This is a genomic window from Enterococcus sp. AZ140, from assembly GCF_051714405.1.
Lineage (GTDB): Bacteria > Bacillota > Bacilli > Lactobacillales > Enterococcaceae > Enterococcus_B > Enterococcus_B pernyi.
This window is the reverse complement of the sequence record NZ_JBIORU010000001.1, coordinates 2,795,791-2,808,325: the sequence shown is the minus strand read 5'-3', so window position 1 is coordinate 2,808,325 and position 12,535 is coordinate 2,795,791. Positions and strand designations below refer to the sequence as shown.

At 37.0% G+C, this 12,535-nt stretch carries 6 protein-coding genes and 23 tRNA genes; 27 read left to right on the top strand and 2 right to left on the bottom strand.

What is annotated here, in order from left to right:
- Positions 1-5: 5 nt before the first annotated feature.
- The 23 genes from IGJ39_RS12855 to IGJ39_RS12745 all read left to right on the top strand — a co-directional run bounded on the left by IGJ39_RS12855 (position 6) and on the right by IGJ39_RS12745 (position 2,074).
- Positions 6-87: transfer RNA gene (locus tag IGJ39_RS12855), tRNA-Leu, on the top strand.
- 26 nt (positions 88-113) lie between these two features.
- A tRNA-Thr gene (locus IGJ39_RS12850) sits at positions 114-186 on the top strand.
- Between the two features lie 10 nt (positions 187-196).
- A tRNA-Gly gene (locus tag IGJ39_RS12845) sits at positions 197-268 on the top strand.
- 17 nt (positions 269-285) lie between these two features.
- Positions 286-371 (top strand) — tRNA-Leu (locus IGJ39_RS12840).
- 10 nt (positions 372-381) lie between these two features.
- Positions 382-455: transfer RNA gene (locus IGJ39_RS12835), tRNA-Arg, on the top strand.
- 9 nt (positions 456-464) lie between these two features.
- Positions 465-538, top strand: a tRNA-Pro gene (locus IGJ39_RS12830).
- A 17-nt stretch (positions 539-555) separates the two neighbouring features.
- Positions 556-628 (top strand) — tRNA-Ala (locus IGJ39_RS12825).
- A gap of 28 nt (positions 629-656) precedes the next feature.
- Positions 657-730, top strand: a tRNA-Met gene (locus IGJ39_RS12820).
- A 14-nt stretch (positions 731-744) separates the two neighbouring features.
- Positions 745-818: transfer RNA gene (locus tag IGJ39_RS12815), tRNA-Ile, on the top strand.
- A gap of 22 nt (positions 819-840) precedes the next feature.
- Positions 841-930, top strand: a tRNA-Ser gene (locus tag IGJ39_RS12810).
- A gap of 11 nt (positions 931-941) precedes the next feature.
- Positions 942-1,015 (top strand) — tRNA-Met (locus tag IGJ39_RS12805).
- Positions 1,016-1,033: 18 nt separating this feature from the next.
- Positions 1,034-1,109: transfer RNA gene (locus tag IGJ39_RS12800), tRNA-Asp, on the top strand.
- 1 nt (position 1,110) lies between these two features.
- Positions 1,111-1,181 (top strand) — tRNA-Gly (locus IGJ39_RS12795).
- 12 nt (positions 1,182-1,193) lie between these two features.
- Positions 1,194-1,267, top strand: a tRNA-Ile gene (locus tag IGJ39_RS12790).
- Between the two features lie 24 nt (positions 1,268-1,291).
- Positions 1,292-1,379: transfer RNA gene (locus IGJ39_RS12785), tRNA-Ser, on the top strand.
- Positions 1,380-1,393: 14 nt separating this feature from the next.
- Positions 1,394-1,465, top strand: a tRNA-Glu gene (locus tag IGJ39_RS12780).
- 13 nt (positions 1,466-1,478) lie between these two features.
- Positions 1,479-1,568: transfer RNA gene (locus tag IGJ39_RS12775), tRNA-Ser, on the top strand.
- A 12-nt stretch (positions 1,569-1,580) separates the two neighbouring features.
- Positions 1,581-1,654 (top strand) — tRNA-Met (locus IGJ39_RS12770).
- An 18-nt stretch (positions 1,655-1,672) separates the two neighbouring features.
- Positions 1,673-1,745: transfer RNA gene (locus tag IGJ39_RS12765), tRNA-Asp, on the top strand.
- 3 nt (positions 1,746-1,748) lie between these two features.
- Positions 1,749-1,821, top strand: a tRNA-Phe gene (locus IGJ39_RS12760).
- Between the two features lie 4 nt (positions 1,822-1,825).
- A tRNA-Gly gene (locus tag IGJ39_RS12755) sits at positions 1,826-1,896 on the top strand.
- Positions 1,897-1,908: 12 nt separating this feature from the next.
- A tRNA-Ile gene (locus IGJ39_RS12750) sits at positions 1,909-1,982 on the top strand.
- 20 nt (positions 1,983-2,002) lie between these two features.
- A tRNA-Glu gene (locus IGJ39_RS12745) sits at positions 2,003-2,074 on the top strand.
- Positions 2,075-2,227: 153 nt separating this feature from the next.
- Here the strand turns inward: IGJ39_RS12745 and IGJ39_RS12740 are convergent.
- The gene (locus IGJ39_RS12740; protein WP_195274038.1) at positions 2,228-2,443 is read right to left on the bottom strand and encodes a hypothetical protein; all 216 of its coding nucleotides are present in this window, start codon (positions 2,441-2,443) and stop codon (positions 2,228-2,230) included.
- 70 nt (positions 2,444-2,513) lie between these two features.
- On the bottom strand, positions 2,514-2,642 hold the full coding sequence (locus tag IGJ39_RS12735; RefSeq protein WP_438764939.1) for a hypothetical protein: 129 nt from the start codon (positions 2,640-2,642) through the stop codon (positions 2,514-2,516).
- Positions 2,643-2,841: 199 nt separating this feature from the next.
- Here IGJ39_RS12735 and IGJ39_RS12730 point away from each other — a divergent pair, with 199 nt between their 5' ends.
- From IGJ39_RS12730 to IGJ39_RS12715, 4 genes are all read left to right on the top strand, one after another.
- Positions 2,842-3,039 (top strand): hypothetical protein, encoded by a 198-nt coding sequence (locus tag IGJ39_RS12730; protein ID WP_019723238.1) that lies wholly within the window; start codon positions 2,842-2,844, stop codon positions 3,037-3,039.
- A 503-nt stretch (positions 3,040-3,542) separates the two neighbouring features.
- Positions 3,543-6,326 (top strand): hypothetical protein, encoded by a 2,784-nt coding sequence (locus IGJ39_RS12725; protein ID WP_438764937.1) that lies wholly within the window; start codon positions 3,543-3,545, stop codon positions 6,324-6,326.
- Between the two features lie 155 nt (positions 6,327-6,481).
- Positions 6,482-9,343: a hypothetical protein gene (locus tag IGJ39_RS12720; RefSeq protein WP_438764935.1), complete on the top strand. Its 2,862-nt coding sequence runs from the start codon at positions 6,482-6,484 to the stop codon at positions 9,341-9,343.
- A 362-nt stretch (positions 9,344-9,705) separates the two neighbouring features.
- Positions 9,706-12,483, top strand: a complete 2,778-nt coding sequence (locus IGJ39_RS12715) for a hypothetical protein (RefSeq protein WP_438764933.1) — start codon at positions 9,706-9,708, stop codon at positions 12,481-12,483.
- The last annotated feature ends 52 nt before the right edge of the window (positions 12,484-12,535 follow it).

Genomic DNA, 12,535 nt, shown 5'->3' with positions numbered 1-12,535 from the left:
TTTTTGCGGGTGTGGCGGAATTGGCAGACGCACTAGATTTAGGATCTAGCGCCTTACGGCGTGGGGGTTCAAGTCCCTTCACCCGCATCATATGATTGTTTCTATTTTTTTACGCCGGCTTAGCTCAGTTGGTAGAGCATCTGATTTGTAATCAGAGGGTCGAGGGTTCAAGTCCTTTAGCCGGCATCGTAAATATGCGGAAATAGCTCAGTGGTAGAGCACCACCTTGCCAAGGTGGGGGTCGCGGGTTCGAACCCCGTTTTCCGCTTTGCCAATGTACTACGCGCCGGGGTGGCGGAACTGGCAGACGCACAGGACTTAAAATCCTGCGGTGAGTGATCACCGTACCGGTTCGATTCCGGTCCTCGGCATTACAAATATGCGCCCATAGCTCAATTGGATAGAGTGTTTGACTACGGATCAAAAGGTTAGGGGTTCGACTCCTCTTGGGCGCGTTAGTTTTACGGGAAGTAGCTCAGCTTGGTAGAGCACTTGGTTTGGGACCAAGGGGTCGCAGGTTCGAATCCTGTCTTCCCGATTAGTAAATAGTTTCAAGGGGCCTTAGCTCAGCTGGGAGAGCGCCTGCTTTGCACGCAGGAGGTCAGCGGTTCGATCCCGCTAGGCTCCATTTCATTTAAATAATGAATACTTTTTTTCGCGGTGTAGCTCAGCTGGCTAGAGCGTCCGGTTCATACCCGGGAGGTCGGGGGTTCGATCCCCTCCGCCGCGATTATTTAAGAGCCTGGACCTTTAGCTCAGTTGGTTAGAGCAGACGGCTCATAACCGTCCGGTCGTAGGTTCGAGTCCTACAAGGTCCATAGCGACGTTGTATTTCATATTGGAGGATTACCCAAGTCCGGCTGAAGGGAACGGTCTTGAAAACCGTCAGGCGGGTAAAACCGTGCAAGGGTTCGAATCCCTTATCCTCCTTTTCATATTATCGCGGGATGGAGCAGTCTGGTAGCTCGTCGGGCTCATAACCCGAAGGTCGTAGGTTCAAATCCTGCTCCCGCAATTAAAAACTAAAAACATTGGTTCCGTGGTGTAGGGGTTAACATGCCTGCCTGTCACGCAGGAGATCGCGGGTTCGATTCCCGTCGGGACCGCCACGCGGGTGTAGTTTAGTGGTAAAACCACAGCCTTCCAAGCTGTTGTCGCGAGTTCGATTCTCGTCACCCGCTTTTAGTTTTTATGGGCCTATAGCTCAGCTGGTTAGAGCGCACGCCTGATAAGCGTGAGGTCGATGGTTCGAGTCCATTTAGGCCCATTTATTCAAAATCTTAATGGTTTTGGGGAAGTACTCAAGTGGCTGAAGAGGCGCCCCTGCTAAGGGTGTAGGTCGGGAAACCGGCGCGAGGGTTCAAATCCCTCCTTCTCCGTTTCATTTTTATCTGGCCCGTTGGTCAAGCGGTTAAGACACCGCCCTTTCACGGCGGTAACACGGGTTCGAATCCCGTACGGGTCATTAGCTTTATATTGGAGGATTACCCAAGTCCGGCTGAAGGGAACGGTCTTGAAAACCGTCAGGCGGGTAAAACCGTGCAAGGGTTCGAATCCCTTATCCTCCTTTTTTATATTATCGCGGGATGGAGCAGTCTGGTAGCTCGTCGGGCTCATAACCCGAAGGTCGTAGGTTCAAATCCTGCTCCCGCAATTAAAAACTAAAAACATTGGTTCCGTGGTGTAGGGGTTAACATGCCTGCCTGTCACGCAGGAGATCGCGGGTTCGATTCCCGTCGGAACCGTTTGGCTCGGTAGCTCAGTTGGTAGAGCAATGGATTGAAGCTCCATGTGTCGGCAGTTCGATTCTGTCCCGCGCCATACTGCGGGTGTAGTTTAGTGGTAAAACCACAGCCTTCCAAGCTGTTGTCGCGAGTTCGATTCTCGTCACCCGCTTTTAGTTTTTATGGGCCTATAGCTCAGCTGGTTAGAGCGCACGCCTGATAAGCGTGAGGTCGATGGTTCGAGTCCATTTAGGCCCATTATTTTCATATTTTTACCTGGCCCGTTGGTCAAGCGGTTAAGACACCGCCCTTTCACGGCGGTAACACGGGTTCGAATCCCGTACGGGTCATCGAAGATACTTCAAGCAAGTATCTTTTTTTTTGCTCTTTGACAAGTAGTGTTGGCGAGTTCAAATTGATAGAATTTCATCGAGAATCAATCGAAGTAGAAATACGCTTCGATTGATTCTTTTTGTTTTGGATCGATCTGTGATACCACAGCCTTAGATCAAGTAAATACGGTCACAAAAATGGCAGGAATGACGGTATCTTTGAGTCATTTGTTTGTTGATCTTAACATTATTGTCTGTTCCTTCCAATGTCTCGTAACTATAAGGTGTTTGGAAGGCGTTTATGATTCCATTTCTATATTTAGTCACTTTCATTTTACATGCCATACAATCAACTGTTGGTTGATTATCTAACCCTACATGAATCATGGTGGAGAGGCTCTACCTTCTTTCTTTTCTTAAAGCTAATTCTTTGGAAATGATTTTTTTGCCTGTTACATTAAGTATTTTTTTGTAAGTTCATCCATGGAGAAATTCTTTTCTGTACAGCTTTGTTTTTATCAGTTTTCTTCATTATAGGGCCTTTATCATCTTTTGGATGGAGAGCTGCGGGAATGATTACGCTCATCCTATAAATCTACTATTTTTTTTAACTTATTGATTTGCTGATGTTATGGGAGAGTACTTTTTTCGTGATTTTAAAATAAATGGGTAATTTTTATAGGAGCAGTCACTATACTATAATTAGTTAGAATGTACCAAATATGAGGTTATAAACCTATAAATTTTCTAACTAGATGATAGAAAAATCTAGTTAGAAGGATTATATGGAAGGAGAAGAAGCAACAGACAACCATAGAAATGTTGCTGGTTTTAAAGAAGGAATAAATAGGCTGCCTTGTAGTTCAGATGATTTTTTCATTACTTACAAATGGATCGGTACAAAATTATCAAGCAAAAGAAGTACTGTACTTAAAAGTCAGTGCTCAAGTAAGAAAGTAAATAGAAGTAAAAAAATACGATGAGTAGGGAGGAAACCTGTTAGTCAAAACAAGTAATATCTATAAATTAGAAAAGAAGATTCGACAGATACATCGAAAACAAACCAATTTTCGTCCGCACTATCCCTCAATGAACCGTCAACTGAAATGGAGATTGAAGATAATGGCAATTGAATCCATAGAAGTGGAAACGACTCTATCCTAGCTTCCAATCATGCCCCGAATGTTTTAAACCTGTTGCACCTATCATTTTGACAAAGCTTGACATACAGCGAATAGAGATGACAATCTTCAACTGAATTTAGTTATAGTGCCGATTTTACGAGCATCCATCAAACGAAAAAGTAGGTGTATCGAAGTTGTTTGATCTGGATTGACGTCTCGTATTGAACCAAATGAGCGTAGTCAGCGAGCGGCAAAATCGGAAATGTAAAAACAGGAAATCAACATTGATCTGACAGCTTCTAAAATTGGTTAGAACTATTTATAGAATTTTGGCAAAGGAAAATATGAATACCGAAGAAATGATGAAAGAAAACAATAAAAATGAATTTCTCCAAAAACTACAAATATTAACGTTAGCACTTTCGTTAAAGGAAAATAATCAAAGAGTTGCTTCACCAGATTTTTATAATTCACTGTATGCAACATACATAAACATGCTAGAAAATGATGATGATCAATCCTTTATTGATATAGAAAACCAGTCAAAAGTGATTGATTCACTGAAAAGATCTATGGATTTTTATAGCAGTGGTCATCCAAATTTTCTACAGAAAATCATTGAAAAAATGACCAATAATGACCCAACAGACTTCATGCTTTTCCAAAATTGGAATAATCTAGATAAAGATGGAAATAATTTACAACATGATTGTGGCTGGATCGTATATAAAAGGGAAAATGATTTGTTTGTTGTTCAAGTAGATAGAAAAGAGCAATTTGGTGTAGGACAGGTGTCATATGCTAGGATTCCAATAACAAAAGCAGCTTGTTTAAGTGAACTATTTTTTTTAAAGTTGAACGTGCAAAATTCAGATGAGTTCTCTTTATTCCATGGGATCAAGTCAATTTCAGCTGGATTTCAGGAAATTCCTGTTTTAAATAATATAGTAAAAAAAGGAATGGACAATCCGGTCAGTACCTTAGAAGATATCTTTAAAATACTAGTGTTCCACTATATAGCAGACATTTTTTCGTTAAATACGACTGATAGGATAAAGTCACTCTGGCAGGGGGCAAATATTCAACTGACCATACAAATACGTGAAAGTCTTCTTGCAGCAATAAAAACGGACAATCACATCTGGAATGAACAATTTGACTACATTTTTGATTATTATTTGTATCAAACTGGAAATATTGGAATCAATGCAATTTTACCTAGTAATAAACAAAATGAGTGGCGGGACAGTATCAAAAAAAGTTTTAATAATGATCCTTATATCCTTGCATTGATGAGTAGCGATGGAAAGATTTTAGATATAGATGAGGAGCTATTGCAAAAAAATCTTGTCTTAACCGTCAAACCATTAAATGTACTGTATGATAGAGAGCTCCCATTAGTCAGTTCGATTGAATTGATGAATACACTCTATCATGATGGAATAATGATCACTATCTATGAAGATCGGTTGACTATGATCAAGAACCCTATAGCAAAAGAAATGAATCAACGTTTCCTTTCAAGACTACAAGAGCGATACCAAGAAATAAATAAAGAAATGAAACGACGTATCATAAAGAATCAACTAGAAGAACTAACTCTGGAAAGTAATAGTTATAGTTTAGTTCAGCTAGGAACAAACATAGTATCAACAAATGACAGTAGTTTAGTTCAAACAGAAATAATGAAACAACAGAAAAAACAGGTTTTTTCACGAAACATAGATATGTTGGCTTTAACGTTATCGTTAAAATCCAATGATGATATCAATTGTTTCCCAGGAATTTATGATCTATTATTTTCGACCTACATTAAGATGATCAAAAATGACCAAGAAGATTTTTTTATTGATAAGCAACGTCAACCCAATATTATCCAGTCCTTACAACGAACGATAGAGATTTATAAACGAACAAACATAGAAGACTTACATAATATTTTTTTGAATTTAAGAAATAATGATCCAACGGACTTTGTACTGTGTCCAGCTTATTTTCATATGTTAGATCCAAAAGAAGGCGGGCATATTTGTGGATTGACCATATATAAAAGAGACAATGAATTGATTATTATGCAAGTAGATAAAGAGTCTTTTTTTGAATCAGGTGCAGTATCTTATGTTAAAGTACCGTTAAAAAATATTCAGGAGTTAAGTCAAATTATCTTCTCTGCACGAGAATTTTTTGATTTTAAGCCATATGGAATCCTAAGAAAAATCGAAGCTATTTCTCATAAATTCAAAACGATCCCATCGATAAAATTAGCGCATCAAACCACTGGTAATTGTGGAATTATTGAAATCGAAGCTACTTTGAGATTGATTTTATTCCACTGTAAAAAGGATATCTTTGCTTTACAAACGTGTGATCGAATCACTCCAAAATGGGGAGGAGATAGTCAAGATTCAGCAACCATAGAGATGAAGGTACGATTTGTTGAGGCAATGAAAGGAACAGATCAGGAATGGAATGAAAATTTTGATTATGTATTGGGTTATTATCTTTATCGAAAAAAACAATCGATAAAATGGGGAGAAGCACAATTATCTATACATAAAGATTACTGGTATACAAGCATACGTCATTTATATTCTAATGATCTTTACATTGTAGAAATACTGAATAGCGGGGGAATGATCCCAGCTGATTTTGATGTGCCTTTAAAAGAGAAAATGATAGAACTCGTAGGAAAAGCAGGTATATTGTTGAACAGAGAAATCAAAGCAGTCGGGTTATCTGAACTATACAAAGAAATACAAGAGAATACCTATGAACTAGAATTATTAAAAGGGAGACTCTCCTTTCTCAAAATCCCTGTGGCAAAAGAAATGTTAGACTACTATATTGCTCGCATAATGATAAAGAATATAGAAATAAAGAAGGAAATCAGTCGACGTATCGGCATTGAACCAAAAGAATCTACCTGTCAATTGATGGAACGGCTACCAATAGTATCCCCTACTGTTAGCGTTCAAAGCCCTCAACTATCATCACCTACTTCTCAAAGAACAACAGGGACTATGATCCCTGTGTCGAATCGCTTTACTTCGATGATTGATCAAGTGAAACAAGTGTCAGAAGCTAAAAATCAACGTTTAGTCAGTAAACAGGTCAAATGTAACGTGCAGAATACATTGACAAAGTAACTGATGGATCTTGAAAAATATATATGTGATTTTAGTAAGTTAATCAATAGGGTTCTGTGGTTGGGAACTTATTTAATAGATACGAAGGACAAAAACAACAGGTTTGTACTAAGGGGAGTCATAAATAACTAGATTAGATAGGAGGAAAGAATGATATGGACACGGAAGATGAATTTATTAAAAGACTAGATATGCTGACTTTGGCACTCTCACTGGATACAATGTGGGAAAACTTTCGTTCATCATTAGGAATGTATGAATTGGTTTTTTCAACTTATATCAGCATGATCAAGAACGATCCTGATGAGTTTTTCATGGAAAAAGAGCAACAGGTGAGTGTACTCGAATCCTTACAACGATCAAAAGAATTCTGTAGCATTGAAAATAGCCAGAACTTGAAAAAATTGTTGGAAAATATGAGGAATAATGATCCAACAGATTTTATGATATTTCCTATTCCTATTAAGAATCCGATTAGTGAATATATGCAGCCACAGTTGAACACTTTAACAATCTATAAAAAAGAAGATTATTTTGTTGTGACGCAGGTAGAGAATGGACAACAGGATGAACCAAGGCAACTGGAATATTTTTGGATACCCTTAATGGATGTCGCTAGTTTATGTGAAATTATCTCTTTTAGTCGTAACACGATTGAATCAATTGATTCAGTAGTACCCAATATAGTGGATGAAATCAGAGAAATTTCAGACCAATACGAAGTTACGCCTACGCCCATTGATAAAAAAGAAACTATAGCGTTCAATGATCATTGGATCGGTAAAGTAGAGAGTGCTTTGAGGATCATTTTGTCCAATTGTCGCACAAATGAATTTTATATCAGCTCGACTATTCAACCGTTACCACCATGGAACATGAAACATCCTGATCCAAATATTGAAATGAAAAAAAGATTTCTTGAAGCGGTCAAAGGTCAAAAGCAAGAATGGAACGATCAGTTTGACTATGTTTTTGATTATTTTTTATATAAGAAAAATCGATTGATTGAAAATTCTGTCGTAGCAACAGAGAGCTTTTATCCACCGTGGTCGAACATCGTTGAATTTCTATTTGTAGAAGATCCCTATATAGTAGCATTGCGTAAAAGCAACGGTGATATTTCAAGAACTGTTAGCAGGGAACTCTCTTATCTAAGGAACAGAATGGAAATGTCCGTAGTAGATGTATTAGATGCATTAGATCAATTAGGAGGAGGAGAAGTCATCGATTTGCCGTTTAGTGAGTTAGAAAATGGGCTTCATAAGAATGGTGAAATAATCAGCGTTTATAAAGAACGATTACCTCTAATCAGACTTCCGATAGCTAAGGAGATGACCCAACTGTGTCTTTCAAAAATGGAAGTTCGCACTCAAGAAATAGAGGGTGAATTAAAGCGTCGTATGACAATAAGAAGAAAGCTGGATGAAAGCAGTAGAATCACGCAGTTCGTCTCAAAAGTAGTACCAACTAGTCTCATGGATTATATCACTCCGAATCCAGAGGCAATAGAGCAAAGACAAGAATTTGCAAAACGAGTGGACATGTTAGCTATGTCATTATCGCTGAAACCGAATGATCAATCATTTGTTTCACCGGAAAGTTACGAATTGCTATTTTCAATCTATGCGAAGATGATCAAAACGGATTATAATAATTTTTTTGTTGATCGAATACAAACAATGAATATTGTCCATTCGTTAAAGAGAACAATACAGTTGTATCGCATGGATGGCGCAGAAAGTCTCCAAACTATTTTCGAAAAACTGAAAAATTATGACCCCACCGATTTTATGCTTATTCCGGTAGCTTTTTCCACTGATCATACACAGAAGTATTTTGGGCATGTTTGCGGTCTGACAATTTACAAAAGAGAAAACAATTTTGTTGTGCTGAAAGTGGACAAAGAACAGTCCTATCGTACAGGATCGGTATCGTATGTGAAAGTTCCTTTTGAAAAGGCAAGAGCATTGAGTCAATTGCTTTTTTCAGAACGCCATTTTTCAAATGAAAAACCATACGATATACTAAAAAAAATTGAAGGGTTATCACATGAATTTCGCCCGATTCCAGCAATACAACTCAAAGAGCAAACCATTGATAATTCCGTCATTAGTGAAATAGAAGCATCGTTGAGAACTATCCTGTTTAATTGTAAAAAAGATATATTTCATTTGAATGACCAGGAGAAGGTGACCCCCAAATGGGGAAAGCTGGATGAGCCTATGTTAGCAAGACCTCAGAGACGCCAAAATTGGTGGATGGAAGATCTTGGAACTACTGTAACAATGAAAGAGAGATTTCTTTTGGCAGTTAAAGGGATGAATGGGAATTGGAATAAAAATTTGCAATATATCTACGATTATTATTTTTATTTTAAAAACATATGTAAAAAAATGGAACATTCAGGAATTGATCAAAAACAAGCCCTTCTTAAGAATATCCGGTATCTTTTTCAGCATGATCCTTATATTCAAGAAATGGTAAACAGAAGGGGGGAGATTCCGACGATCTTTGATGAACAACTAAGAAAAAAAGTGAAGGAAATGGTTGAATCAATGGGATCGTTACCTGATAGTGTCTTGAGAATAATGGAAACATCTAAGATCCAGCAAGAGATTCAAATTAACGCATATGTGCAAGGTTTTATAAAACAACGCCTCCCATTTATCAAAATTCCCGTAGCCAAAGAAATGTCCGAACACATGGTTTATTATACCGAAATGAAGAATGACAGATTGCAAAGAGAGTATCAGAGACGGGTAGATCTCGCACAAAAGAAACAAAAGGAAGAACCAATCTATCGCTCCACCACTATGCCAATTACGGAAACATCAAGTCCAGTTGCCCACAGCTCTCGTGCCTCACTTAATTTGGTAACGAGAAGTACAAATTTGGGTGATACTCTAAAAGGGCGCTTTTCAGAACTATGTGATCGAGCAAAAAATTTATCTGGTTCTGTCAGCAATAATCTAGTGAGAGAAGCAACAAACAAGACGAATCATAGACAAGAGAAGTGATTTTTCGTTAATTATTTTAATGGAAAGTGAAGGGATTGTCGAAAACAATAACTATGGAAATGAATGGATAAAAAATCAGCTAAGTTCGCTTTAAGCTTGGCTTTAAAAGAAGATAAATAGTTTTGATTCATTCGAAGAGCATAGCTTGCTGATTACAACTTACCTATAACGAGTGCATATGAAGAAATACATGAGAGAAAGGATAGATTTAAATACCTACCATAATATGCAAGGTATTTGTCCGTCCATTCTCTCTTTTTAAAAGCCCAAAATGGGCGATAAAATGTGTCATATTTTGTTAGCAATACGATGAATGTTGTAACAAAACCTAAAATGATTTATTTTGGAGGTAACTATGAATAATGAAGAAACAATCGAAAAAAGAACGAATGGAAATAAATGATTTTAAGAAAAGAATTGATATACTTGCCATGAATCTGTCTTTGAAAGAAAATGATCGCTTTTATGACGGACTAGAAATGATTTTTGCACTGTATGAAAAAATGATCCAAAATGATCAAGATGCCTTTTTCATTGATAAGGAACGAAAGGCACACATTATTGAATCATTAAAATACTCGAAACAGATTTTCGAGATCAAGAAACCCATGAAGATACGAGAATTATTACTAAACTTGAGGAGTGATGACCCCACAGACTTTCTAATTTTCCCGGCTACTTTTTCTGTGTTTGAGCATAAGCTATCTGCTCATCTATGTGGCTTGATCTTCTATCGGAAAACCAATCATTTATTGGCGATCCAAGTAGATAAACAAAGATACTTTAAACAGACCGTTGTTTCCTATACCCAGATACCGCTAACGAAGATCGAGCACTTAAGTAAAATACTCTTTGTTAATCGAGATCATTACGGACACAAACCTTTTGATATATTTAAAGATATCGAAGCAATTTCAGCAGCATTTCAATCTATTCCAACAATACAAATGAAAGAACAGATGACAGGGAATTGTGTGATTCTGGAATTAGAGGCTACGTTAAAATTAGCTTTGTATCACTGCCAAAGAGATATATTCTCGATTGATATAAATGAGAGAGTAACACCGATATGGAACTTAGTTCATCCGAATCCAACAGTAGAAATGCGCGAAAGGTTTCTTAAAGTAGTCAAAGGAAAAAACAAAAAATGGAATGCTCAGTATGATTATATCTTTGGTTATTATTTATACCGAAAAGGGTATGATATAGAAACTACGATCCTCCATCACCACAGTCAAGAAAAAATTTGGTATAAGCTTATTGAAACGGTTTTTAAATTGGATCCTTATATCCTCGCTATACAAAATGGTAATGGAGATCTTCCAATTCTAAATGAAGCGAAATTAATCAAAAGACTTGATCGAGCAGTAGAATCATTAAGTGAACTTTATGAAGAGGATATTAAGAAGGTTGCTGATGATAAGTTAGTGCTAATGCTCAAATTTGATGGATGTATACGATCCATCATCAAAGAACGATTAGCATTCATAAAAATTCCAGTAGCTAAAAAAATGAATGAACATCTACTTTTAAGGATTGACGAGCGTTTTCAAGAAAACTACGCAGAAATAAAGAGACGAACAGAATTAAGAAAAAAAGAATGGGGATTGCTAAGTGATAAAGGGTGGTTGGTTCAGTTTGTAGAGAAGTGGATACCAAGGACTAGCGCCTATTTTTTATCATCAGAGATTGGAGAAACAAAACAGTTATATGAATTTGCAAGAAGAATGGATATGTTAGCATTAACTTTGTCGCTAAAAAGTAATAAGGATTATTTTGTCAGACCGGAAAATTACATATTATTATTTTCAACTTACATAAAAATGATCAAAAATGACAAAGATGGCTTTTTTATTGATAAAAAAAGGCAACTATCTATCATTCAGTCATTGGAACGAACGATTGCGTTGTATCGCTTTGACCAAATGGAGAAGTTAAAAATTGTTTTAGAGAATTTGAGAAATAATGATCCGACAGATTTTATGCTTTTTCCGACGAGTTATTCTACGTTAGCTTCTGACCAAGCTGGACATGTCTGTGGGCTAACTGTCTACAAAAAGGATGACCAGTTTCTGGTGATGCAAGTAGATAAGAAAAAAGAGATTGGTGCGGGGGCTGTATCTTATGTGATAGTATCAGCCGCTAAAGCTGAAGAATTGAGTAATATTTTATTTTCTGCACGGGATTTATTAAATTTCCATCCATATGGAACATTAATAAAAATTGAAGCTCTTTCTCACCAATTCAAAAAGATTCCTGCCATAAAATTGGAACCGCCAACGACTAATAATTATGGAGTAAGTGGCATCGAAACATCTTTAAGATTGATTTTGTTCAATTGTAATAAATGCCTATTTGAATTAGATGATTGCTCTAAAATAACACCAACGTGGAATAGTAAGCATAAGAACGCAACTTTTGAGATGCAGAAAAGATTTCTTCATGCAATGAAGGAACACAATCGGGAATGGAATAAAAACTTTGATTATGTTTTTGGTTATTGTCGATTTAGAAATTCGATATATACGCATGCGCAACAATCGGGTAGTAGTCTTAGCAAAGAGAAATGGTATCGAAATATCCGTTCATTATACAGAGAAGATCCTTATATAAAGGTAATCTTGAATAGAGGTGGCAGTATTCCACCAGCAGTCGACGAAAAAATAACAGAAAAAATCTTAAAAGTAGCAGAGGCGCCGGGGACATTATATCAACGTGAGATCAGTGAAGTTGACTTGTCGGACTTGCATCGCGCACTTCTAAGTATTAGACATGAAATAAGTTTTATAACCGATCGAAACACCTATACCCAGATACCAATAGCAAAAGAAATAATCGATTCTTCGATTGATTTTCTTCAGGAAAAAACAATAGAAATTCAGAAAGAAATCAATCACCGCAACAGAATTGAAAAATTTAATCACTTCAATCAAATAAGTAAACAATGGATTCCCTTACCTTGGCATAATACCAGTAGGCAAGCTGTTCACACACTGGCAACTGCTTCGGAAGAAGTTACTATTTGTTCCTCACGAGAAAATCGATTCTCTTCTATGCTTTCTCAAGTCAAACATCAGGCAAAAGTAACAAGTAAAGATCTAGCCAGAAAGCCAGCAATAAATGAACTAAAAAGGCAATAGAAAAAGAGCCAATTAAATACGTTCAATAACTGATTTTACGAACTAAAACACA

Bases quoted from the DNA above. Each gene is read 5' to 3' on its own strand.
- IGJ39_RS12740 (WP_195274038.1), bottom strand. From the start codon at position 2,443: ATGATTCATGTAGGGTTAGATAATCAACCAACAGTTGATTGTATGGCA.
- IGJ39_RS12735 (WP_438764939.1), bottom strand. From the start codon at position 2,642: ATGAGCGTAATCATTCCCGCAGCTCTCCATCCAAAAGATGATAAAGGC.
- IGJ39_RS12730 (WP_019723238.1), top strand. From the start codon at position 2,842: ATGGAAGGAGAAGAAGCAACAGACAACCATAGAAATGTTGCTGGTTTT.
- IGJ39_RS12725 (WP_438764937.1), top strand. From the start codon at position 3,543: ATGAAAGAAAACAATAAAAATGAATTTCTCCAAAAACTACAAATATTA.
- IGJ39_RS12720 (WP_438764935.1), top strand. From the start codon at position 6,482: ATGGACACGGAAGATGAATTTATTAAAAGACTAGATATGCTGACTTTG.
- IGJ39_RS12715 (WP_438764933.1), top strand. From the start codon at position 9,706: ATGAAGAAACAATCGAAAAAAGAACGAATGGAAATAAATGATTTTAAG.